General features: G+C 73.0%; 17 protein-coding genes and 1 pseudogene. 5 read left to right on the top strand and 13 right to left on the bottom strand.

The features are described 5' to 3' along the window. Positions 1-4 precede the first annotated feature (4 nt). From ACWGJM_RS26950 to ACWGJM_RS26930, 5 genes are all read right to left on the bottom strand, one after another. Positions 5-1174 (bottom strand): AAA family ATPase, encoded by a 1170-nt coding sequence (locus ACWGJM_RS26950; protein ID WP_453414293.1) that lies wholly within the window; start codon positions 1172-1174, stop codon positions 5-7. A 70-nt stretch (positions 1175-1244) separates the two neighbouring features. Then, positions 1245-6269, bottom strand: a complete 5025-nt coding sequence (locus ACWGJM_RS26945; RefSeq protein WP_453414292.1) for a hypothetical protein — start codon at positions 6267-6269, stop codon at positions 1245-1247. Next, positions 6266-7120, bottom strand: a complete 855-nt coding sequence (locus ACWGJM_RS26940) for a DUF4132 domain-containing protein (protein WP_453414291.1) — start codon at positions 7118-7120, stop codon at positions 6266-6268. The genes ACWGJM_RS26945 and ACWGJM_RS26940 overlap by 4 nt, the downstream gene beginning before the upstream one ends. 24 nt (positions 7121-7144) lie before the next feature. Further along, a complete protein-coding gene (locus ACWGJM_RS26935) occupies positions 7145-7597 on the bottom strand; it encodes an ABC transporter permease subunit (protein WP_453414290.1) in 453 nt (150 codons plus the stop codon). A gap of 55 nt (positions 7598-7652) precedes the next feature. Beyond that, positions 7653-8048 carry a DUF5997 family protein gene (locus tag ACWGJM_RS26930; RefSeq protein WP_453414289.1) on the bottom strand — a complete coding sequence of 132 codons (396 nt, stop codon included), beginning with the start codon at positions 8046-8048 and terminating at the stop codon, positions 7653-7655. Positions 8049-8107: 59 nt separating this feature from the next. Here ACWGJM_RS26930 and ACWGJM_RS26925 point away from each other — a divergent pair, with 59 nt between their 5' ends. After that, the gene (locus ACWGJM_RS26925) at positions 8108-8872 is read left to right on the top strand and encodes a LysR family substrate-binding domain-containing protein (protein ID WP_453414288.1); all 765 of its coding nucleotides are present in this window, start codon (positions 8108-8110) and stop codon (positions 8870-8872) included. A 37-nt stretch (positions 8873-8909) separates the two neighbouring features. Here ACWGJM_RS26925 and ACWGJM_RS26920 read toward each other — a convergent pair whose 3' ends face one another. The 3 genes from ACWGJM_RS26920 to ACWGJM_RS26910 are packed head-to-tail and all read right to left on the bottom strand — an operon-like array spanning position 8910 to position 11595. Next, positions 8910-10349, bottom strand: a complete 1440-nt coding sequence (locus ACWGJM_RS26920; protein WP_453414287.1) for an MFS transporter — start codon at positions 10347-10349, stop codon at positions 8910-8912. Between the two features lie 50 nt (positions 10350-10399). Continuing rightward, positions 10400-11095, bottom strand: a complete 696-nt coding sequence (locus tag ACWGJM_RS26915) for an HAD family hydrolase (protein ID WP_453414286.1) — start codon at positions 11093-11095, stop codon at positions 10400-10402. Between the two features lie 23 nt (positions 11096-11118). Then, complete coding sequence (locus ACWGJM_RS26910; RefSeq protein ID WP_361801642.1) at positions 11119-11595, bottom strand: Lrp/AsnC family transcriptional regulator; 477 nt, start codon at positions 11593-11595, stop codon at positions 11119-11121. A gap of 230 nt (positions 11596-11825) precedes the next feature. Between ACWGJM_RS26910 and ACWGJM_RS26905 the strand changes: the two genes are divergently transcribed. Both ACWGJM_RS26905 and ACWGJM_RS26900 read left to right on the top strand, forming a co-directional pair. Further along, positions 11826-13316: an FUSC family protein gene (locus ACWGJM_RS26905; protein ID WP_453414285.1), complete on the top strand. Its 1491-nt coding sequence runs from the start codon at positions 11826-11828 to the stop codon at positions 13314-13316. A gap of 174 nt (positions 13317-13490) precedes the next feature. Then, the gene (locus tag ACWGJM_RS26900; protein ID WP_453414284.1) at positions 13491-14525 is read left to right on the top strand and encodes a lactonase family protein; all 1035 of its coding nucleotides are present in this window, start codon (positions 13491-13493) and stop codon (positions 14523-14525) included. A gap of 92 nt (positions 14526-14617) precedes the next feature. Here ACWGJM_RS26900 and ACWGJM_RS26895 read toward each other — a convergent pair whose 3' ends face one another. From ACWGJM_RS26895 to ACWGJM_RS26885, 3 genes and pseudogenes are all read right to left on the bottom strand, one after another. Then, entirely contained in the window at positions 14618-15541 is a 924-nt protein-coding gene (locus ACWGJM_RS26895; protein WP_453414283.1) for a sirohydrochlorin chelatase, read from the bottom strand. Between the two features lie 153 nt (positions 15542-15694). Next, on the bottom strand, positions 15695-16681 hold the full coding sequence (locus ACWGJM_RS26890; protein ID WP_453414282.1) for an N-acetylglucosamine kinase: 987 nt from the start codon (positions 16679-16681) through the stop codon (positions 15695-15697). Beyond that, positions 16678-17058: pseudogene (locus tag ACWGJM_RS26885) on the bottom strand (uracil-DNA glycosylase); the annotation flags it as partial. The pseudogene ACWGJM_RS26885 and the gene ACWGJM_RS26890, both read right to left, overlap by 4 nt. Positions 17059-17272: 214 nt before the next feature. Between ACWGJM_RS26885 and ACWGJM_RS26880 the strand changes: the two are divergent. Next, positions 17273-17950 carry a uracil-DNA glycosylase gene (locus ACWGJM_RS26880; RefSeq protein WP_453414281.1) on the top strand — a complete coding sequence of 226 codons (678 nt, stop codon included), beginning with the start codon at positions 17273-17275 and terminating at the stop codon, positions 17948-17950. 163 nt (positions 17951-18113) lie between these two features. Here ACWGJM_RS26880 and ACWGJM_RS26875 read toward each other — a convergent pair whose 3' ends face one another. Together ACWGJM_RS26875 and ACWGJM_RS26870 are read right to left on the bottom strand one after the other, a co-directional pair. Beyond that, positions 18114-18404, bottom strand: coding sequence for an Atu4866 domain-containing protein (locus tag ACWGJM_RS26875; RefSeq protein ID WP_453414280.1), 291 nt, complete (start codon positions 18402-18404; stop codon positions 18114-18116). Between the two features lie 287 nt (positions 18405-18691). Further along, positions 18692-20554, bottom strand: coding sequence for a glycoside hydrolase family 76 protein (locus ACWGJM_RS26870; RefSeq protein ID WP_453414279.1), 1863 nt, complete (start codon positions 20552-20554; stop codon positions 18692-18694). Between the two features lie 351 nt (positions 20555-20905). Here ACWGJM_RS26870 and ACWGJM_RS26865 point away from each other — a divergent pair, with 351 nt between their 5' ends. Continuing rightward, on the top strand, positions 20906-23800 hold the full coding sequence (locus ACWGJM_RS26865; RefSeq protein ID WP_453414278.1) for an alpha-L-rhamnosidase-related protein: 2895 nt from the start codon (positions 20906-20908) through the stop codon (positions 23798-23800). The last annotated feature ends 100 nt before the right edge of the window (positions 23801-23900 follow it).

Below are 23900 nucleotides of genomic sequence, written 5' to 3'. Positions count from 1 at the left end.
GCTGTCAGCCCTCCAGGACCGTGCGCAGGTCCCACAGGGTGCGCCAGGTGGCGGAGCCCTGTTCGGCGCGGCGCCGCACGGGGCCGTCCCAGTAACCGCGCAGCCGGGCCGCGTCGGCCGGGTCGTCCTTGCGGACCACGCCGAGCAGATGGCCGGGCAGCAGTCCGAGCACGTCGCGGTCCCCCGGGAAGTAGGCGGCGGCCAGCCCCAGCGCGCCCGCGACGGACACCGCTTCGGCGGTGCTCATCACCGTGGAGGGCCGCTCCACCTCCCAGCCCTCCGCCGACCGGCCCTCGCGCAGGTCACGGAAGGCGGTGACGAGGGCCTCCAGGACGGCGTCGTCCACCTGGAAGGGGGCCCCGGCCCGTTCGACGGCGGCCCGCGCCTGCCTGCGCACCAGCGCGGTCTCCGCGTCGAGGTCCGGGATCGGACCGACCGTCTCGAAGTTGAAGCGCCGCTTGAGCGCGGCGGACATCTCGGAGACGCCCTTGTCCCGCAGGTTGGCGGTGGCGATGAGGTTGAAGCCCGGCGCGGCGTGCGCGAGGGCGTCCTCGGTGCCCGTCAGCTCGGGGACCGCGATGCGCCGCTCGGAGAGCAACGACACCAGCGAGTCCTGTACTTCGGGCAGGCACCGGGTGACCTCCTCGACCCGTCCGATGGCGCCCCGGCGCATCGCGGCGAGCACGGGCGAGGGCACGAGCGCCTCCCGGCTGGGCCCCTTGGCGAGCAACAGGGCATAGTTCCAGCCGTACTTGAGCTGGTCCTCGGTCGTGCCCGCGGTGCCCTGCACGACCAGGCCGCTGGTACCGCACACGGCGGCGGACAGCAGCTCCGACAGCATGGACTTGGCGGTGCCGGGCTCGCCGACGAGCAGCAGGCCGCGCTCACCGGCGAGCGTGACCACGCACCGCTCGACCAGCGCGCGGTCGCCGACGAACTTGCCCTCCACCACCAGCCGGCGCGGCACGCCCTCGGGCACCTCCGCGTCGTCGGCCAGCCGCAGCGCCCGCCCGTCGCTGCCCATGACGAACGTGACCACGGCACGCGGGGTGAGCCGCCAGGCGGGCGGGCGCGGCCCGTCGTCGTACACGGCGAGGAAGGCCAGCTCGGTGGCGTACCGCTCCTCGGGCGGGACGATCTGCCGGGTGGCGTCGGGGACGAGGGTGGTGGTCATCGGCGGTGGTCCTCGGGGGCGGTGGTACGGGTGGTGGTCAAGGGGGTCGTGGTGCTCGAACTGGGGCTGCTCATCGGCGGCGCCCCCTGCGCGTCGCCCGCGTGGTCAGCTCCTCGTACGCCGGCGCGTCTCCCGCGCGTACGCGGTCCCAGGCGCGGGCGAACAGCTCGGGCACCGGCAGCGGAGGTACGCCACGGCCGTTGCCGGAGACCGGGTAGAGCCCCTCCTTCCAGGTCTCCACAGGGAGTGCCGGCGACTTGAGGTCGTGCCAGCCGCACGGCAGGAACAAGGTGCGCCCGGCGCGCGGCCGCTTGGCCTCCACGACCAGGCCGGTCCCGGCCAGTTCGGCTCGGGCCTTCTTCAGACGGGCGGGCTTCCAGCCGGTCCAGCGGGCGCAGTTGCGGTCCGTGGGGTCGGGCAGGGCCAGCAGTTGCAGATAGAGCGCCGCCGCGTCCTCGCTCAGCCCCTGCGCCCCGGCGACCTCGGCGACCAGCGCGGGCACGCTGAGGGTGGGGTCCTGGGCGTGGCCGGTCGGTCCGTCCGGCTCGGCACCGGCCGCGAGGGCCCGGACGAGCCCGTCGCCGAGGATCGTCCGCAGTGTCCGCAGACCGTCGCCCCGCGCGGGGCCGACCAGGCCTTCGAGGAGCAGCAGGACGTCGTCGTCCGGGCCGGTGAGCGCGGCCGGGCGGACCAGGACGCTCTCGCTGTCGCCGTACCAGGGGCGCAGGACGAGAGCCTCGCCGACCCGGGTGCGCCCGTACGCGTCCGCGCCGCCGGTGGCGGGCAGCCCGTACGCCTTGCGGAGTTCGACAGCGGTCGGACCGCCCTTCTCCGCCCAGGCGACGTCCAGATCGAGCAGCAGTTCCGGGTCGGTGAGCCGGCGGCGCAGCGCGGCCAGGCCGTCCGGCAGGGCGGCGCGCAGCGGATGCCCGTACGGCAGGTGGTAGGCGAGCGTGGACAGGGCGGCGACGGCGCCGGTCAGGTCGTACCGGCTCGGGATCGCCGTCGGGTCGGCCCAGGCCAGTTCGCCGTCCTTGTCGGGGCGCAGGACGGTGGTGCGGCTCAGCCAGGGAGTGTGCCCGGGGTTGAGCACCGCCTCGGCGGCGCCCGCGGCCACGGGAAGCTCGGCGGCGAGCTCCTCGGTCAGGCGTACGAGCGAGCCGTGGCGCTCGGCCCACACCCGGCCCGCAGCCTCGGTGTCCGGTCCCGAAGTCCACAGGTCGGCCGGGTCCTCGGGCAGCAGGGCGGCGACGAGCGCGGCACGGCCGTCCGCGCCGAGCGAGGCCAGCATGCGGTTGCCGAAGTCCACCTGACGCGACTTCAGCCCGAGGGTGGCGAACACCTCGGCGTCGGGATGGTCCGGCAGACCGGCGAGCAGCACGGTGGCCTGGACGGGGCCCAGACCCTGGCGCGTCGCGGCGGCGAGCGCGGCGGGTGCCTCGGGCCGCCAGGGCGCGGCGCCCTTGTCCCGGATCAGCCGGGTGACGGTGGCCAGCCGATCGGTGGAGATCTCCGGTGTGTGCCGGGTCTCCCTGTCCAGCGTGAAGTGGGCGACGGCGCCGAACGCGCCGGTCGGATCGTGGTCGAGGGCCAGCCAGTTGACCCGGTCGTGCTGGGCGTCGATGTTCTGGCAGCCGAGGACGACCACGGTGCGGCCCTCGCGGCGCAGTACCTGGCCGGCCCGCTGCTGCTTGTCGTGCGGTTCGCTCAGCACGATCTCGCGGAGCGTGTCTCCGCAGGCGGTGACGAGCGGGCCCTCGGTCATCGCCTCGAACAGCAGGAGCAGCGCCTCCCGCTCGGTGTCGGGCAGGGCGGTCGAGGCGGCGCGGTGGGCGAGGGGGCGCAGCACGGACAGCAGAGGCGTCCACACCATGCCGAGGTCGGGGATCGTGTGTTCGTCGCTGTGCCAGCCGTCGCCGAGCGCGGCGAGCCGCTCGTGGTCGGGCAGCGGCTTGCCGTCGGCGGGGCTGCCGGACAGCACGTAGTTCACGGACCGGATCTGACGCAGCACGCTCCAGCGCTGTCCGCCCCACCACGAGCCCAGGCGGGCGAGGCCGGCGGTGGCGACGTGCAGGGCGCGGTCGTCGCCGAGTTCGGGACCGTAGTCGGCGAACATGCCCTCGGTCCGCCGACGGTTCGGCTGCGGCCGCTCCACGGGTGGTGCCGCGAAGGCGGCGGCCGACTCGGCGATCCGCAGCGCCGTACGGACGAGGGCGGCGACGCCCATGCGGACGCGCCGGTCGGCGAGGCCGGGCAGCGCGCGGGCCACGGCGTCCCGGGCGACCTGGTCAGCGGTCGGCACGGCGGGCTTGAGGTCACTGGTACCCCTGTTGACGGCCGGCGGCTCGGCGGCGCCCGCCCGGGCCACCTGCTCCTGCCGCTCGGCCAGCGCCTCGGCCGTCACCCGCAGCACTTGGGCGACCTGCTCGTCGCTCAGCGAGCGCAGCACGGCCGACGACCCCTCGTCGCGGGGGCGCAGGGCGTGCCAGAAGGCGATCGGCGGCACCAGCCGGGTGCCGGCGGCGAACTCTCCGCCCTGCTCGTTCGCGACCACCCGGCCCAGTACGCCGGTGGTGGAGGTGTCCTCGGCGGCGCACAGAGAGACCGTCATATGGGTCTGTGCGACGACGGGCTCGGCGCCGCCAGGCAGGCGCAGCGCGCCGAGCGGCACCCTGCGCACATGCCCCTCATCGGCGGGCAGGCTGACGGTCCGCCCGTCCGGGGTGCCCGCTGTCGTCACAGCTCCGGGACCCTGGCCCTCCGTGCGCACCCAGCGGCCGAGGACCGTGCCGTCTGTGCCGAACGGGCTGTTCTCCAGGCCCGGTTGCAGCGGCAGGACCTCGCAGTAGCCGGTCAGAAGGGAGGCGTCCTCTCCGATGCCGGACCGCAGGAACGCGGGCAGCGAGGCACGGCCGTGCGTGCCGGTGGCCGGGTCGTACTCAAGCCACGCCGTCCCCCGGCCCTGCCGCCCTCGCCGCCAGTACGTGGTGCCGTCGCCGATGACCGGGCGGTTCGGCGGCAGGACCGTGTCCCCGGCATGCAGCGTGCGCCCGCCGGTGGCCCGGCCGCCGCCGGGCAGCGGGATCGAGGGAGTGTCGGCGTCGTGAGTGGACCAGTAGCCCGGGATCTGCTCGCCGTCGAGGGGGAACACCTCGGACAGCCGGGCGGACCAGTAGCCGGACTGCTTGCTGCCCTGCCGCCACATCACCAGCAGCTCGCCGTCGGTGTAGCGGAACCGGGGGCGCTGCCAGCGGTCGAGGTCGTCGGGCACGCGCAGTTCGTGCTCGAGCAGGATCTCCTCGGGGCCGACGACGACCGCCTTGTGCTTACGGGCGAGGATCAGCGCGGGCCAGGCCTCGGTCACGGTGAGGGTGTTGTCCTGGCCCTTCCTGGGACTGCCGTCGAGCAGCCGCAGCCCCTCCTCCAGGGCGGGCCAGCCCAGCTCGTCCAGGATGCCCGCGCGCAGCGTCCGGCCGAGCAGCGGCGCGACCGCGTGCCGGGCGATCCGGGCGACGGCCTCGGCGTTGACCTCGCGGGCGACCACGCGGAAGGGGCGCATCCGGTCGAGGGCGGCGCGGGCGCCGGGCAGGCCCACCGCGCGGGTGAACTCCCCGGCAGCTTCGTCCAGCCATTCGCGCAGGACGTCACCGAGCACGGGGTGGGCGGCCAGGGCGGCCAGCACCTCGGGCGTCGCCCGCTGTCCGTTTCCGAGTGTGCCGATGGCCCGGTGCAGCAGGTGCCGCAGGCGCGGGTCCGCCGCGGCGGCGACCAGATCACGCCGGCCCGGCAGGGCGGTGTCGGGCAGCCAGCGTTCCAAGGCGAGGTACACGTGCACGTCGGCGTCCGGCACGGCGAGCGGAATGCTCTCCGCCGCGCACAGGTCCAGCAGGTCGAGGTCGGCACCGGCGGACCAACGGCCGGTGAACAGGTCGACGGGCCGCCCGGCGGCACGCAGCTTCGGCGCCATCCGCTCGACGAGCGCGAGGGTGGCCGGGGAGCGGTGGGTGTAGGCGCCGCCGTGCTTGCGGTGCAGCGCCCAGCGGCCGAGCCAGTCGGCGGCATCGACGACGAGCCCAGCGTCGTCTCCCTCCCCGGTCAGCAACCGGTCCGCGCCGCTCTCCGCCAGCAGCGTCAGCCAGAACTCGTCGTCCTCCACCTTCCGCCCCAGCGCGGCCGGCATGATCTCCAGGAGCCGGGTCCGGATCGCCGGCCGCTGTTCGGCGAGGACCGGCAGGGTGGCCCGGTAGGCGGTCCAGAAGGAGGCGGGCGCGCGGACGGCGGCGGGCGAGGAGAGCAGGTCGGCGAGGAGGGCGCACTCCTCGGTGTCGCGGGGCAGCCCGGCCGCCTTGATCAGACCGCGCGCGTCCTGCGGCAGCGAGGCGTACGGCGGCATCCCGGCCGCGCAGCGCTCCACCGTCAGCTGCCGGAACTGCGCCCACGCCTGCGCAGGGTCGAGCCGTCGCGCGAGGTCCTTCACATGCTCCTTGAGCGCCTTGACCGTCAGCGCCCCGGCGAAGGCGAACTCCAGGAACACCGCCCGCTGCCGCTCCTCGTCGACGGCCAGCGCGTGCACCCGCTCGGCCTCGCGGGCCTTGCCGAAGAAGGCGGCGGCGTACGTGGTGTTCTCGTGCTGGAGGAAGACCCGGGCGGCCTGCTCGTAGAAGGTCGGCAGGAAGTGCGGCACGGCCCGGCCGAGCCGCACGCCGAGCGCCTCGAAGCCGTCCTTGGCGTTGCCCGGGCGGGACTTGGCCTGGCGGGCGAGCCGCTCCACGTCCTTGACCAGGGCCAGCGCGTGGTGCCCGTTCGCCGGGTCGTTGACCAGTGCCCAGGCGGGGAAGCCCAGCGTCTCGCGGCGTACCTGCCCGACCTCGGGCGTCTCCGGCTCCCGGGTCAGGCCGAGGAACTCCAGCGCCAGGTCCTCGGCCTCGCCGAGGGTGGCCGGCACGAGCCGGACCACTTGACGGTCGTCCAGGGCGGGGTGGGTGTAGGTGCGGACGGTGAGGGTGTCGGCGTCCTCGCGGACGGTGCTGCCCGCGGGCAGGACGGCGCCGGAGTCCAGCAGCGCGGCGACGGTGGTCTCGTCGTAGGTCGTCATGCCGCCCGCTCCTCGTCCTCGATGTCGCGTCCGGCGTACAGCGCGGCCGCCATGCGCATGCCCTCCGACCAGGCGACCGGCCCGACCTGACCGAGCTTCAGCGCCCGGCCGCCGGTGTCGGTCCACATCAGCGGTCCGGTCTCGGTCTCCTCGTAACCGTCGTAGTCGCCGATCCACACCCGGGCCTCGATCCCGCGGCCGTCCTCCAGCACGGAGCACACGGCGTTGCCCCCGCGCACGCGGTAGCCCAGCTGGGTGGCCCGGCCGTGCAGGAAGCGCAGCTCCTTGAAGGATCCGCCCGCGTACTCCTCGACCTGCGTGCCCTCGGCGCCGACGGCGGCGGGGCGGGGGAACACCTCGCGGAAGAGCTGCTGGGCCCGCTGCTCCACGCCGAGTTCGACGGCGAACTCGCGCAGCTCCTCGAGGTCGTCGAGGAGCACGGGGTGCGGGATGCGGACGAGGCCGGGGGCCATGCGCACGGTGTCGCCGTCGAGGTCGACCAGGCCGAGGCCGCGCTCGGCGTCGGCGTCCCGCAGGAATCCCGCGACCGTGCCGTCGGCGCCGGTGACCACGAGGTCGTGCAGGGCGGCCCGCCAGGCGGGGTCGGGCCACACCCGGGCGATGACGGCGAGGGGCACGGGAAGCGAGCGGACCATCCACTTCTCGACGTCGGCCAGGCACTGCCGTTCGTGCCGCTCGAGCCACTCGACGAGCTGCCGCAGCCCCACGACCGCCGGTTCGTCGGCGAGTTTGGCGGGGACGGACTTCAGCCGCCGCCCGGACGCGTTGCGGCACACCACCTTCCCGGCTTCCAGGGCGACCTCGTAGTCGCCTGCCCGCACCCACCCCATACGTGCCTCCCCGCACCGCAGTGATCAAGTGACGGGAACTCTAGGACACGACACTGACAACGCCGTCGGGGCGGGGCGGTCACCAGGGGCGGTCACCAGCGGGGCAGCCGTGGACCGTACTCCGGGTGGAGCCAGGGCGACCGTGACCGTGTAGTCGGTGGGGTCCTTGGCGGTGATCAGGGGCAGCAGGTACTGGTCCCAGACCATGATGAAGCCGAGCACGCCGGCCACGCCGAGCGCGGGCTTGCACAGCGGCAGGACGACCTGCCACAGCAGCCGCAGTTCGCCGACGCCGTCGAGCCGGGCCGCCTCCTCGATCTCGGCCGGGATGTCCTTCATGAACTCGGTCAGCAGCATCACCGAGAAGCCCCAGGCGCCGAGCGGCAGGATCACCGCCCGGACAGTCCCCTTCAGGTCCAGGCCGACGACCGGCACATGGCCGAGGACCGGGGACAGCGGACAACGCGACGCCCCCACCGCCGGGTGATCGGCGATGGGGGCGTCGGTGAGGGGAGAGCCGGAGCGCTCGGTCTCAGGGGCGCGGGTGCTCGGCGCGTTCGGCGTTCTTCTTCTTGATCCGCGCGGTTTCCTTGCGGACCTCCGCCTGGGTGGCGCGCTCCTTCTCCAGCCACTCCGGGCCGGCCTGCTTCAGCGCCTCGATCTGCTCGGTCGTGAGCGCCTCGGTGACCCCGCCGCGCGCGAGACCCGCGATGGACACGCCCAGCTTCGCCGCGACCACCGGGCGGGGGTGCGGGCCGGTGCGGCGCAGCTCCCGCAGCCACTCGGGCGGATCGGCCTGGAGCTCGCTCAGCTCGGCGCGCGTGACCACGCCCTCCTGGAACTCGGCGGGGGTGGCGGGGAGGTACACACCCAGCTTCTTCGCCGCCGTGGCGGGCTTCATCGTCTGGGTGGTCTGCTGCGACTTCATGAGGTCAAGGGTATCGGCCGAGTAGGGGACGGCCGAACACGGCCGGTAACCTGGCGGACGTGACAGACTCGCAGGAATCACCGTCGTTCCGGCTCGCGTACGTCCCCGGAGTGACCCCCGCCAAGTGGGTGCGGATCTGGAACGAGCGCCTGCCCGACATCCCGCTCGACCTCCTCCAGGTGACGGCCGCCGAGGCGTCCGACGCGCTGCGGACGGGCGAGGCCGACGCGGGATTCGTACGGCTGCCGGTGGACCGTACGGTCTTCAGCGCGATCCCCCTCTACACCGAGACCACGGTGGTCGTGGTCCCTAAGGACCACCTGATCACAGCGGCCGAAGAGGTGACCCTGGCCGACCTCGCCGACGAGGTCCTCTTCCACCCCCTCGACGACGTGTTCGACTGGGACAGCCCGCCCGGCGAGCCCGCCTTCGAGCGCCCCGCGACGACCGTGGACGCCGTCGAACTCGTCGCCGCCGGCGTCGGTCTCCTCGTCGTCCCCCAGTCGCTGGCCCGCCTGCACCACCGCCGTGACCTCACCTACCGGCCGGTCGTGGACGCCCCCCAGTCGAGCGTCGCCCTGTCCTGGCCGGAGGAGGCCACCACCGACCTCGTCGAGGACCTCATCGGCATCGTCCGCGGCCGCACCGTCAACAGCACGCGCGGCCGCACCGCCCAGCCCGAGACCCCGCCCAAGCGCAAGCGCCCGGACACGGCCGCCGCCCGGCAGAAGCCCGCCGCCGGCAAGGCGACCGGGCGCAACCCGAGGAACCGCTCCGGCGGCGCGAAGACCCCGAAACGGGGAAAGCCGCGACGGCGGTCGTGACCGGCGAGCCCCGCGGCCGTCCGTTCGCACGACCGGCTCACCGCCTCGCGGAACGCTCGCCCTCCCACAGGTCCGCCATGGCCAGCACCAGTGCGATCAGCACGAACCCGAGAGCGGTGGCCAGACCCAGCTCCAGCGCCCCGGCGACCTGCCCGTGGCCCGCGAGGTGGGCGAAGTACACGGCGCCCACGGCGGCGATACCGGCCGCGGAGCCGATCCGCTGGCCCGTCTGGAGCACGCCCCCGGCGGCCCCGGCCCGGCGGACCGGGACGCGGCCGAGGGTGAGCGTGGTGTTGGGGGAGACGGTCAGCCCCGAACCGACCCCGGCGACGAGCAGCGGGAGCGCGGCGGCCCAGGCCAGGTCCCGGTCCGGGACGAACTCCACGGCCGCGACGGCCCCGAGCAGCCCCAGCGCCACGGCGCACAGCCCGTGGACCACCAGCATGCGGCCGTAACGGACGACCAGCCGCCCTCCGACGAGGGCGGCGATCGCCGAGCCGACCGCGAACGGCGTCGCGGCGGCCCCGGCGGCGAGCGCGCTGTAACCGAGGCTGTTCTGGAGGAACAGCGTGTAGACGAAGAAGACCGAGGTGAAGCCCGCGAAGTACACGAGGCTCAGCAGCGCACCCAGGGAGAACGACCGCCGGGTGAACAGCCGCAGATCCACCAGTGGCGCCCGCCCGAGCCGCCCCTGCCGCCGCTCCCACGCCCAGAACGCCAGCAGAAGGAGCACGGCCACGGGAACCAGCGCCCACTTGGCCCGTCCGGGCCACTGCTGTTCCTGCACCACGGGCAGCATCAGCGCGAGCGCACCGGAACCCAGAAGCAGCACGCCGGGCACGTCGAATCCCTCCTGCGGGCCCTTCCGCGGCGGGGTCCGGGGCAGCAGCCGCAGCGCCGCGGCGAACACCGCCATGCCGATCGGCAGATTGACGTAGAACACCCAGCGCCAGGCGTCGTCGCCGCCGGACGCCTGGATCAGCAGGCCGCCCGTGAGCGGACCGACCGCGGTGGAGATGGCGACGACACTGCCGAACATGGCGAACGCCCGGGCCCGCTCGGCACCCTGGAACATCTGCTGGATCAGTCCCGAGCTCTGCGGCGCGATCATGCCCCCGGCCATGCCCTGGAGCAGCCGGAACACCACGAGCCACCCGGCGGCCGAGGACAGCCCGCACGCCGCCGAGGCCAGCGTGAACAACGCCACCCCGACGAGGAAGGTCTCCCTGCGGCCCCGCAGATCACCGAGCCGGCCCGCCGGCACCAGCATCAGCCCGTACGTCAGGGCGTACCCGGAGGCCACCCACGACAGGTCGGCCTGATCGGCCCCCAGCCCCTGCTGTATCGACGGCAGGGCCACGTTCACGATCGACGTGTCCAGGAGGGTCATGAACCCGGCGGTGAGGCACACCCCGAGCGCCAGCCAGCGCCGGTCATCGACACTCGGCTCGGACGACCGTGCCTGGACTGTGGTCATGGCGTCACGCTGGCATGCCCGGCCGTCCACCGCACGGGGAGCGCGGCCGGTCAGGCGGTCGCAGCCCGCCCCGCGAGCCACGCGTAGGCCGACCGCGCCGTGAACTCCGCCTGGCCGCCGCGCACCAGCAGAGCGGCGGTGGCGAACTCCGGCGCGTCGGCCTGCGCGGCGACGTAGGGGACCGCGACGCACCGCATCCCGGCCGCGTGGGCGGCGGCCGCACCGGGTGCCGAGTCCTCCACGACCACACAGTCCGCCGGGGCCGACCCGAGCCGCCGGGCCGCCTCCAGGAAGACGTCCGGGGCGGGCTTGCCACGGGACACCTCGTCGGCCGAGACGACGGTGCGAAGCCGGCCGTCCAGGCCCGTGCCCGCCAGGATCGCCTCGATCGCCTGGGGGGAGGAGCCGGAGGCCACGGCCATCGGGACGCCCTCGGCGGCCAGCAGCTCCACGAACTTCCGCATCTCGGGGTACACGCGCGTGCGGGTCCGGGCCAGCTCCAGATAGCGCCGGTCGGTCGCGGCGAACAGCTCCGCCACCGGGGCGCTCAGGCCGTACCGCTCCCGCCAGAGGGCGACCGTCTCCAGGGTGCTGACACCGACGTAGCTCTCGTGGTCCGCCCAGGTGAAATCCCGGACGCCGTGGTCGGCCAGGGTCAGCCGGCTCGCTTCGTAGTAGTTCGGCTCGCTGTCCACGAGCGTTCCGTCGAGATCGAAGATGACCGAGAGGTTATGGCCGATGCTCATGGCGTCCAGGATGCCGCGCCGCGTCATGCGCGGGTGGCCCTGCCCACCGACTCCACCAGCGGCAGCAGCCGGTGCGCAACGCGCTCGCGCAGGGCCACCTCCGTGCGGGTGCGTACCACACCGGGCAGGCTGATCAGCTTCTGGATCACGTCCTCCAGGTGCTCGTTGTCCCGCGCCACGACCCGGGTCAGCAGATCCCCGCCACCCGTGATCGAGAACGCCTCCACGATCTCCGGCACGGAGGCCAGCGCGTCCCCGACGTCGTCCAGATGACCCTGGGTGACCTCGATGTGCACGAACGCCAGCACCGGGTGGCCCAGCGCGGCGGGGGAGAGGGACGGGCCCGTGCCGGTGATCACGCCGTCCCGCTCCAGACGGTCCAGGCGGGCCTGGAGTGTGCCCCGGGCGACACCGAGGATGCGGGCGTACTCGCGCACACTGGTGCGCGGCTGCTCCAGCAGCAGCCGCAGGATGCGGGTGTCGAGCTCGTCCACGGTCATGACGTACGACTGTACCAATGGCTCAGCGATGCCCGGTTGGCGTGTACCGCGCGACCTGCGCCGTTGGCCTCCCTGAGGACGCGCGCAGTGTGCGGGAGCTGGGCCAATGGCTCAGTGATGCAGCAGCCACTTGAGCCAGTGACCTCATTGATGCTCTCATTGACGCGTCGATGGCGCCGCGGATCTCCGTGGCGCCTTTTGTATGCCGGTGCGTCTAGGGGTGGGAAGCAGTGCTGAAGAGGGCGTTCGTGGCTCCGGACCCGGGGCGGCTGCGGCTCAGGTTCGCTTCGCGGGCCGTGCTCGGCATCGGACTGGCGGTCGTGGTCTGCGGTCTCGCCGGACATTCCCTCGTGGGCGCCGTGACCGGCGGGCTGGCCGCGCTGCTCGCCCTGTTCACGGTCACCGACGCCACCGTGCGGGGGCAGGCGGTCACGACGGCGCTGCTGCCGGCCGTGGGCCTGCCGGTGCTCGCTGCGGCGGCCGAACTGCACGACCACTCCGTGGCGCGGGACCTGGCCTTCCTCGCCGTGGTCGGGGCGGGCGTCTACGCGCGCCGCTGGGGGCCACGCGGCCACAGCCTCGGCGTGTTCGCCTTCATGACGTTCTTCGTGGCCCAGTTCCTGCACGCGAGAGCCGGACAGCTGCCCGAGCTGTACGGCGCCGTCCTGCTGTCCGTGCTCACCGCGGCGGCGGTGCGCTTCGGGCTGTGGTGCTACGAACGGCGGCTGCCCCCCGCCCCGGTGCCCGCCGCGCCCGTCGGCGGCGGACTGGCCCGCGTGACCACCCGGCAGGCGATCCAGGCGACCGCCGGCTCCGCCTTCGCCCTCGTCCTGGGCCAGCTGGTGTCCGGGCAGCGCTGGTACTGGGCCGTCGGTGCTACCTGGTGGATCTTCGTGAACACCGCCTCGCGCGGCGAGACGCTGGTCCGCGGCTTCCGCCGGGTCCTCGGCACGGTCATCGGCATCCCCCTGGGGCTGCTGGTCGTCGTCCCGCTGCACGGGGCGCCGCTCGCCACGGCCGTCCTCGTCGCCGCGTCGGTCTTCGGCATCTTCTACACCGCCGCCGTGTCCTACACCTGGATGATGCTCTGGGTGACGTTGCTCGCCGAGCTCCTCTACGGACTCCTCGGCGTCCTCAGCCCCGGCCTGCTCGCCCTGCGCCTGGCGGAGACCGGCGTCGGCGCCGTCGGTGCCGTGCTGGCCGTCCTGTTCGTGCTGCCCGTCACCACCCACGCGACCACCGACGCCTGGATCCAGCGCGCCCTGCGCTGCGTGCACGCCTGCACGGCGGAGGCCGCGGCCCGCCTCGCGGGTGACGGGACGGCCGACCCGGCGCTCCGCGTGGCGGAACTGGAGCTGCTCCTCGGCCGGGTACGGCTCTCCGTCGCGCCGCTCGTGCACCCCCTGAACCCCATGCTCGGCCGCAAGCGGCGCGCCCGCCGGGTGCTCGCCCTGCTCGACGACTGCGCCCGGGAGATCCGCGGCCTGGTCGCGGTCGCCGCGGATCCGGAGGCCTCCCACGACGCCCGCCTGGCCGCCGCCTGCTGGCGCGTGGAGGCGGCCGTCGAGGCGCTCACCGAGGGCGGCACCGGGCACGCCACCCACCCCGCCGAACCGCCCGCCGAGCCCGCCCTGGCCCACCTGCACGGCCTGGAACGCGCCCTGTCCGACCTGGCGGAGCCGCTGCGGACGCCTCCGAGGGCGGGGCTGGTCGGGGCCTGAGCGCTCTCCGCCGGGCCCGCTTCGGGCGGCGAGCTGACAGCCCGCTTCGGGCGCCGAGCCAGGCCACGCGTCGGCGCCGCGCCATGCACCCCCCTCTTGGTCTAGACCGCCCGTGATCGACTGCTACCGTCGGGCCGAGCGAGCAGGCGCGGGCGCGGCGAGAAAGGGGCAGCGGTGGCAGAGGGCGGCACGCGGCGGCGGAGGGCGTTCATCGGGTCGTTCACGGCGGCGGGCGGGCCCGGGATCGTGATGGCGGCGGTTCATCCGGAGGGCGGCGCGCTGAGCCTGCTCGGCAGCGTCGGCGGCATTCCCGACCCGTCGTACCTGGCCCTCTCACCGGGCGGGGACACGCTCTACGCGGTCAGCGAGACCGCCGACGGCGCGGTGGCCGCCTACCGGGTGCACGGCGAGCGGCCCGAGCTCGCGGGTCATCCGGTGCCGGTCGGCGGCAGCGGGCCCACGCACCTCAGTGTCCACGACGGGCACGTCCTGACCGCCAACTACGGTTCGGGCAGTGTCACCGTCGTCCCCCTGCGCGCCGACGGCACCCTCGAGGCCGCGCCCTCCGGCCACCTCCAGCACACCGGTTCAGGCCCCCACCAGAAGCGTCAGCGCGGACCGCACGTCCACCAGGTGCAGCCCGCCCCCGGCGGACGCTGGGCCGTCAGCGTCGACCTCGGCACGGACTCGGTCCGGGTGTGCACGCTTCGCCGGGGCACCCCGGCGGTGCACCGCGAGTTCGCGCTGCGCCCCGGCTCCGGCCCCCGTCACCTGGCCTTCCATCCGGACGGCCGGTACGCCTATGTCGTCAACGAACTCACCCCGACCGTCACCGTCTGCCGCTGGGAGGGTGACAGCGGTTCCCTCCAGCCGCTGGCCGAGACCCCCGTCCTGCCGGGCGCCCCGGCCGGGGACGCCTACCCCTCCGGCATCGTCGTCTCGCCCGACGGCCGCCACGTGTGGATCGCCACGCGCGGTGAGGACGTACTGACCGCGTTCGCCGTCGAGGGCGAGGTCCTGCGGATGATCGGCACGGTCCCGTGCGGCGGCCACTGGCCGCGTGCGCTCGCCGAGTCCCGGGGCGTCCTCTACGCGGCCAACGAACGCTCCGGGAACGTCACCTGGTTCACGGTCGACCCGGCGACCGGGATGCCGCGCTACGAGGGCTCGGTCGAGGTGCCCGCGGCCTCCTGCGTGGTCCTCGACTGAAGCGGCCCCGCCCGGCACGGCCAAGGGCCCGCACCTCGGGGAGGTGCGGGCCCTTGGCCGTACTGGTATGTCTCGGGGCGGACGCCGGCGCCTCAGCGGACCGGCGTGCCCTGCGCCTGCTGCGGGGCGATCCCGAGCGCCGTCGTGTACTTGGCCAGCGCCAGCTTGCCGATCGCCGGGTACGGGCCGAGCGGCTCCGCGATGGCGCAGTCCGCCTCCGTGGCCGCCGCCTCCAGCAGGCCGGCGTCGATCTCGGGGCCGATCAGATACGGCGCGAGCGCCAGCTGCTGCGAGCCCGAGGAGCGCAGCTGGTCGGCGACGGACGAGATCGAGCCCTCCTCGTCCAGGGCCGCCGCCATCACCGGCACGGCGAGGCGCGCGGCGAGCAGCATGCCGGTGATCCCGGCCGCCTGCACGGCCTCGTCGCCGCCGACGGAGGCCAGGATGATGCCGTCCGCGGCGGTCGCCACGGTGAACAGCCGCGCACGGTCGGCCCGGGCCAGGCCCGCCTCGGACAGGCGGACGTGCAGCGCCTCGGCGAGCAGCGGGTGCGGGCCGAGGACATCGGTCAGCTCGGCGGCGACCCGGCTGTCCATGAGGGCCTGCCGGACGCGGCGCAGCAGCGCACTGTCCGGGCCGGCCAGGAGCGGAACGACGACGGCCACCGGGCCGTCGGGCGCCTTGACGTCGACACCCGCGGCGCGGGCCTGCTCATAGCGGGCCGTGCGCTCGTCGGCGGCGTACGCGAGGACGGACTTCAGGGTCGGGAACTCCGCGTCGTCCCCGTCCAGGTAGCCGATCCGGGCATCCAGGCCGGGCAGCTCGGAGCGGGCGATGCTCACGACCTCCTCGGCGAGGCTGCGCGTGGCGGCGCTGGGCGTGCCGGGCACCGCGAGGACGAGCGCGGGCGCGCCCTCGGGAGCCACCAGCGGTTCGGGGCGGCGGTGCCGCCCGGGCTGGCGGGGTCGCGGCATTCGTACTGGCAGGCCGGACGCGGGCCCAGTGGGGGAACTCATGGCGCCGCATGTTACTGGTTTCCTGGGCTTCTCTGTTCGGGGAGGGTGCAGGTGAGCGGTATCCGTCCGGTTTTGTCTGATGAGTTACGGACGGATGAGAAGTGATCCCTTCACGTTTCGGACACTTCCTGGACACTTCCCTCACCGACAGGATCAATCCCGTTTTGTGGTCACCACGTACAACATCGCCTCATCACTCGGGAGAGTGAGCCGCCCGGCCGCCAGCTCGGCCGCCAGCCGCACCGCGCCGTGCAGCGGATCCCCCTCGGGCGGGACACGACGGGCGTGCGGCAGTCGCCGCGCCAACTCCTCGGCCAGCGGTACGAGAAGCGGCGCGCCCAGCTCGACCAGACCCCCGGTGACAGCCACTTGGGGCTCCCCTGCGGGCGGGCAGACCGCGGCGGCGGATTCGGCCATGTGCCGGGCCGCGGCGTGCAGGATGCCGGCCGCGACGGGGTCGCTCGCGGCACAGGCGGCCACCTGGGGCGCGAAGGAGGCGAGGACGGCGGGGCGGTCCGCGCGCGGGTAGAGCGTACCGGGCAGGCCCGCGACCGGCCCGAACCGCTCCTCGGCGCACGCCAGCAGCGGGGCGGAGCCGCCGTCGCGTCCGTCATGGGCGCGCAGCGCCGCCTCGAGCCCGGCCCGTCCGATCCAGGCACCGCTGCCGCAGTCGCCCAGCAGATGGCCCCAGCCGTCCGCCCGCCGCCAGCTCGACAGATCGGTGCCGAGCGCGATCAGTCCCGTACCCGCGGCGACCACGGCCCCGGCCCGTGGCCCCAGCGCACCCACGTACGCGGTGACGGCGTCGGCGGCGAGCGCGACGGCCCGCACCCCGAGCTCCCGGGCCAGGGCGCTCGGCAGCTCGGCACGCAGCGCCCCGCCCAGGGACGCGAACCCGGCGGCACCGATCACGGCCGTGTCCAGTCCGCCGACCCCGGTCTCCGCCACCAACGCCCGGACCATGGGCACCAGTTGCTCCATCAGATGTGCGGGGTCGATCCCCCGGGCACCCGTGCGCACCGGCTCTCGCGACTGCCCCTGCGCGGACGGACCGCGCCCGGCCACCCCGACGACGACCCGCAGGCCGGAGCCTCCCGAGTCGACGGCCAGGAAGCCGGGTTCGGCCCGCACACCGGTCACGGCAGGCACCAGTCCACGGGCTGTCCCCCCTGCCGGACCAGCAGGTCCTTGGCCCGGCTGAAGGGACGGGAGCCGAAGAAGCCGCGGTCGGCCGACATCGGTGACGGGTGCGCGGACTCCACCGACGGCAGATCGCCCAGCAGCGGACGCAGGTTGCGGGCGTCGCGGCCCCACAGAACGGACACCAGCGGCTTGCCGCGCGCGGCCAACGCGCGGATCGCCTGCTCGGTGACCTCCTCCGACGGCTGGGAGAGCCCCAGGTCGGCGCCCAGCTCGCGGATGATGTTGATCAGACGGGGCGGCAGCGGCCGTACGTCCGGCGCGACGGAGAACGACAGCCCCACCGCGTGGGCGGAAGTTCCGAGATCTGAGTATCCGGGGCGAGGAGCTGAGCAGGGATGACGGCCATGGCGGAGTGGGTCGATCACTGACTGCGACAAGCTCCCCTCCTTCGCGGTGACCGGTTGTGCGACCTGCTCGACCGCTCGCGGACCTCGACGAGGACGAAGACTAGCGCCTGAGGGACAGTCCTTGCGCGCGGGCCTGCCTGCGCATTCAGGGCGCCTGTGTGTGCCGGTAGAGTGACGCGCCGTGGCACCACGACCCTTGCATGAACTAGTTGAAGCAGGCTGGGCGAAGGCTCTGGAACCTGTGGCCGAACGTATCGCCGCGATGGGGGACTTCCTCCGGGCAGAGATAGCGGCGGGGCGGACCTATCTTCCGGCGGGGGCGAATGTCCTGAGGGCCTTTCAGCAGCCCTTTGATGACGTCCGCGTTCTGATTGTCGGCCAGGATCCCTACCCGACGCCGGGTATGGCGATCGGGTTGAGTTTCGCGGTCTCGCCGGAGGTGCGTTCGTTGCCGGGCAGTCTGGAGAACATCTTCCGGGAACTGCATACGGATTTGGGGCTGTCCAGGCCGTCGAACGGGGATCTGACGCCGTGGACCGAGCAGGGGGTGCTGCTGCTGAACAGGGCGCTGACGACGGCTCCTCGTCAGCCGGCGGCGCATCGTGGCAAGGGATGGGAGGAGGTCACCGAGCAGGCGATCCGGGCGCTGGTGGCCCGGGGCAAGCCGTTGGTGTCCGTCCTGTGGGGCCGGGATGCGCGCAATCTGCGTCCGCTGCTCGGGGAGTTTCCCGCGATCGAGTCCGCCCACCCGTCGCCGATGTCGGCGGACCGTGGTTTCTTCGGTTCGCGGCCGTTCAGCAGGGTCAATGACCTGCTGGCGCGGCAGGGCGCGCAGCCGGTCGAGTGGCGCCTGCCGTAGGGCATGCCCATCGCAACGGCCGGGTCCCTTGCCGAAGTGCCGACAGGTTCTCCGTCCAACCTGCGGCGATGCGGCAATGGGCCCCCTGTTGTCGCGCCTGTTCGTTAGCAGGGGCGTGCTCGGGCCGGGGTGGTGCAGGCGGCCACCTGGAGGTGGATCTCGGTCATGGTCGGGTCCCCTGCCGGCTGTCCTCGTCGCCTTCGCGGTAGAGGACCAGGTGCTCGTGGAAGAGAACGCCGCCGCGGACGTCGCCGGTGGCGGTGAAGCCGGTGTCGTCGACGTAGTCGATGTGGTTGCCGGTGACGGTGTAGCGGCCGGTGTAGGCGCTGGGGCGGTTGCCGCGGGCTTCGTCGTAGCGGCCGTTCGGCAGCAGTTCCTGGCGGATGAATCCGTCCGCGGTCACCCACATCCCGACGAACGGATGTGGGTCGCGAGGCGTGTCGTGACTGGTCATGGCTCTACGGTCGGCCCGTCGGCCGGTGCCAACCAGGCCGCCGTCTCCCCAGGTGAGGGCTTCCTGGGTGCCGCGCACCCAGCCTCGCGAGCGGCCGGCCCCGTGCCCTCTCCGCCGCACGTGCCCGGACGGATCGTGGGTGCGTGACACCTGGGGAAACGGCGGCCTGGTTCCGCTTGCACCGTGCGTCGAACCTGGTGGTCGGGCAGCCGCCGAAGCTGCCGGACCCCCGCCTCGTGCACCGGCGCTTCGCGCAGCGGGCACACCGACGAGGCGCCCCACCGTCGTCACCCCGAGGCAGCGGTGAGTGCTCCGAGGGCGCTGGCCTGGGTCCGCCAGTCTGTCTGGTTGGGGGCGGTGCCGGCCCAGCGTTCACCGAGGGTGTTGAGGGGGGTGCGGTCCTGCGCCCACAGTGTGTCCGACTGTTCCTGGACGTAACTGCGGTAGGTGCTGGAGCCGGTGGCCTTCGCGAGGTCGGCGAGGTTCCGCATGAAGATGCCCTTGAACTGCTTCTGGTTGTCGTCGCAGGACGCCGAGCCGATGTCGCAGGACTCGGTGAGCACTCCGCCCCGGGTCAGTGCCGGGCTGCTGATGGCGGCGTCGGCCAGGGTCCGCGCGGTGGTCAGCAGTGAGCTGTCCCCGGTCGACTTCCACAGCTCGGTGAAGCCGCCGATGGCCAGCCCCTGGTTGTAACTCCACACGGTGCTGCCGTTGTTGGCGCAGGACGAGGTGAGGCCGTCGTTCACCAGTCCTGAGGAGTTGATCATTCCGCTGGACCGGTACCAGGCGGCGGCCGTCCTCGCCCGCTGGAGCCACACGGTGTCGCCCGGGATGCGCTGGTGCAGCGCCGTGGTCAGCCAGAGGTATTGCCCGTTGGTCACGGCGTTCTTGTAGGTGCGCTCGCGGTCCCACCACACGCCACCGCCGCAGGTGCCGGTGTCCCAGTACTGCTGGACGTACTTGGCGATGGTGACGGCCTCGTCGAGGTAGCGGGAGTCGCCGGTGTAGTCGTACGCGTCGATCCAGGTGATGGCCCACCAGCCCGAGTCGTCGATGGAACGGCTGATGAAGTCGCCCTCGACCGCGTCCGAACTGCGCACGCCGGCGGCAAAAGTGCCCTTGTTCTGGTCGAAGGTGCGCGCGATGGCCCAGTCGTAGTCGTGCGTGCCGGTGGTCTTCGCGAAGTCGATGAGGGAGGTGAGGGTGGCCGCGGAGTTCCACCAGCTGCTGGGCCACCAGCCGTTGTAGGGGTCGTACGAGGTCATCAGCGCGTCCGCCGCGGCACGCGCCCTGGTCGCCGCGGGCCTTACCCAGGCGGTGCAGCTGCCCTCGTTGTGGCCGGCTTCGCGTCCGCAGGCGCGGACCGCGCCGCCGTAGAGGAGGCCGCGCGGGTCGCGGGTGGCGTACATCGCGGTACGGGTGGCGGTGGCTCCGGACGGGGTGCTGGTGCGGCCGAGGGAGGAGCCGTCGGGCCAGGTCGAGCCGCCGTCCCAGGAACGGTCGAGCCAGATCTCGTCGCCGGCGCCCCCGGTGTCGATGCCGGCCCAGGCCATGGAGTTCTTCTGGTCGACGTGCAGCCGGATCGTGCGGCCGTAGAGGGTGGTGGACGGCACCGGCTGGTCGTCGCCGGCCGCCTGGTCGGCGTTGGTGCCGTCGCAGAGCGTGTCGCAGACGCTGGGGTAGACCCAGTTGGTGCAGCCCACGCCGGCGGCGTCGCCGCAGGCGCGCACGAGTCCGCGTCTGTGGTTGCGGGGGTCGGTGATGTTGTACATCAGCGTCCTGGTGCCGGTCCAGCTGCCCGGGATGCTCGCCTTGCCGAGCAGTCCCTCCCAGGTGGAGCCGCCGTCCCAGGAGCGGTCCAGCCACACCGAGTCGCCTCTCACGCCGTTGTCGACGCTGGCCCACGCCATGTCGTCCGTGTCGGACACGTGCAGTTCCAGGCGACGGCCGTTGAGGTCCTTGTCCGGCACCGGGAAGGTCTCCTGCCGGGCCTGTGAGGGGTCGAGCGTGTCGCAGGCCAGTACGCACACCTGGGTGGCGGCGGCCGCGGGGGGCGCGGCCGGGACCAGGGCCGCGAACGCGAGCGCGGCCGCCGGCAGGAAGCCGAGAAGGCGTGGTCTGACAACGATGTCTGAGCTGCGTGAGGACATCGGAACTCGCCTCGATTTCACGATGGGGGAGACCGTTTGGCGCACGTGACGGGAGCCGACGGCTCTCAGGGAGCCGGACGGGAATCGAGCATTGGTCCGTACCTCTCCCCGAGGCAGTGAACCGGCTTGGCGGGACCCTGTCAATGACCAAGGCGCCCCTGTTCCGGCCGAGTTGAGAGGCTGCTGCGACGGGTTGACACCCCGTTTCCGGGCGCCCATCATCGGTGGAACTTCGGCGAGGCTCCTCGCGCGTCCAACTGCCCCAACGGACACCGGGCTTCGTACGGGCCGGTTTTGAATCGTTTCAGAAACCGTCTTCCCCGCACTCGCGCATCGATCCAGGAGGTTTCCATGCGACGCCGCTCCCCGCTGAGCAGATCGCCGAGCCGGCACCATCTGCTCGGCCTCACCATCGTCGCGGCCACCGCGCTCGCCGCAGGTCCCGCGCCGACCGCCAGTGGCGCGCCGGCGTCCTCCACGGAGACCTCGACGGGCGTCCGCACGGCGGCCGTCGACGCGCTGAACTACTCGCCGACCTCCCGCACCGTCAAGCCGACCGCCGTCTACAGAACGTCCGGCAGTGTCGCGAACCCGCAGAACGTCCTCAGCGGGCAGTCGACGCGGATCTCCGGCTCGCAGTCGGCCATCACCCTGGACTTCGGCAAAGAGGTCGGCGGCGTGACAACGTTGTCCTTCGCAAGTGTGAGCGACAGCGGCCAGCGAGTCGGTCTGGCCTTCAGCGAGTCGTCGCGGTACGTGGGCAACAACAGTGACCGCAGCAGCGGCCGCGACGGCGAGGACGGGGCCCTCTACGCCACGGCCTCCGCCAACGGCAGCTACACGGTGCCCACCGCCCAACTCCGGGGCGGCTTCCGCTACCTGACCGTCTTCCTCGACACCTCGGGCTGGGTGGACCTCAAGGGCGTCAGCCTCGGCTTCACCGCGGCGCCGGGGAAAACCGACCCGGCCGACTACGCCAACTACTTCTCCTCCAGCGACGACCTGCTCAACCGCATCTGGTACGCCGGGGCATACACGGTGCAGCTCAACACGATCGCCTCGAACCAGGGCCGCGCCTGGCCCCCGCCCGCCTCGGCGTGGGACAACAGTGCCACCGTCGGGGTGGGTGAGTCCGTCCTGGTCGACGGCGCCAAGCGCGACCGTACGGTGTGGCCCGGCGACATGGGCATCGCCGTACCCACCCAGTACGCGTACTCCGGCGACCTCACCTCGACCCGCAACGCGCTCACGACGATGTACGACGCGCAGTCGGCGGAGGGCGAAATCCCGTGGTCGGGCCCGCCGTTCAACCTCACCGGCTCGGACACGTACCACACCTGGACCTTGCTGGGGACGTCGACGTACTACACGTACACCGCCGACCGGGCGTGGCTGGACTCCGAATGGGCCAAGTACAAGCGCGGGATGGCCTTCATCACCAACAAGATCGACGGCAACAACCTGCTCAACGTCACCCGTACCCAGGACTGGGCCCGGGTCGGTCAGGGCGGCGAGAACATCTCCGCCAACGCGCTGCTGTACGGCGTCCTCAAGGGCGGCGCCACGCTCGCCACGGTCGAGGGCGACAGCGCGCTGGCCGCGAGCTGGAACAGCAAGGCGGCCGCCATCAAGTCCGCCGCCAACTCCCGGCTGTGGGACGCCTCCAAGGGCATGTACAAGGACAACCCGACCAGCGGTCTGTATCCGCAGGACGGCAACTCCCTCGCCGTCTGGTACGGGTTGACCGACTCCACGGCGAAGTCGAAGAGCATCACCGCGGGGCTCGGCAAGAACTGGGGCGTCTACGGACCCACCACCCCCGAGTGGGGTGGCGACGTCTCGCCCTTCGCCGGTGGCATGGAGCTGAACGCCCGCTTCACCGCCAACGACGACTTCACCGCCCTGGACCAGATCCGCCGCACCTGGGGCCACATGCTGGACAGCGACATCGGCACCAAGAGCACGTTCTGGGAGGGCATCAAGTCCGACGGCGGCCTCGCCTACGGCGGTTCGTTCATGAGCCTGGCCCACGGCTGGTCCACCGCGCCCACCTCCACGCTCACCTTCGACGTGCTGGGCACCGCACCCGAGTCGTCGACCGGCGGGTACCGCTTCGTGCCGCACCCCGGCGACCTGACCAGCGCCCAGGGCCGCATCACCATGCCCCAGGGCGCCGTCAACGCGTCCTGGTCCCGCAATCCGTCGGCCGGCACCTACTCGGCCACCCTCTCCAGCCCGTCCGGCAGCACCGGCCGCATCGGCGTCCCGAAGCTCGGCGGCAACATCACGGTGACCGTGAACGGCACCGTCGTCTGGAGCAACGGAACCTTCACGCCCACCTCCGGCATCACCGGCGGGAGCCAGGACGACACCTACGTCTACCTCACCGGCGTCGCCCCCGGCAGCTACACCGTCTCCGCCACCGGCCTCGGCAATCCCTCGGCACCCACCGACCCCGGCACCGGCGCGCTGCGTGCGGGCTTCACCCGGTGCGCGGGCGAGGGCGGCACCTGCTCCTTCAGCGGCAGTCGCTCGGTGGCCTACGGCGCCGACACGTACACGTACAAGACGGTGACCGGCAGCACCGCCTGCACCAACTACTCCTTCGGCGGCGACCCGGCACCGAACCTCGTCAAGTCCTGCTACGTCGCCGACGCGGGCGGCCCGCCCGGATACACCGCCTGCGCGGCCGAGGACGGCACCTGCACCGTGCCCGGCTACAACCGTGACGTCGCCTACGGCGCAGGCGGCAACTTCGCGCACCAGGTCACCAACGGTTCCGTCGCCTGCACCAACGCCCACTTCGGCGATCCCGTCCACGGAGTGGCCAAGTCCTGCTACCTGGCGCCCGCCGGAGCGCCGGCCGGTGGCTGGACCAAGTGCGCGGACCAGGACGGCACATGCCCGGCCGCGGCGGGACAACCGGTGAAGTACGGCGCCTTCGGCGCGTTCACCACCCGCACGGCCACCGGCGACACACCGTGCACCGACGCCACATTCGGCGACCCGATCTTCGGTGAGTCGAAGGCCTGCTACACCGCCACCGGCGGCCCGGTCGGTTACGCCGCGAACTGCTCGGACGAAGCCGGGACATGCGCCTTCAGCGGACAGCAGACCGTGGCCTACGGCGCACGGGGCACGTTCGTCTACAAGTCGTTCACCGGCGGCACCGGGTGCACGACGGCGGCTTTCGGCGGCACGGATCCGCTGCCGGGCGTACGGAAGGGCTGTTACCTCACCTCCTGAGCGGCGCGAGGACGGGACCGGGACCTTCACCTGGAACGCGCTGGCCTCGCAGTCGGCGTTCCAGGTGAAGTCCCACAGCTGTCTCTTATACACATCTCCG

The sequence above is a fragment of the Streptomyces sp. NPDC054834 genome, from assembly GCF_053611185.1.
This window is presented reverse-complemented; position numbering and strand designations above follow the sequence as displayed.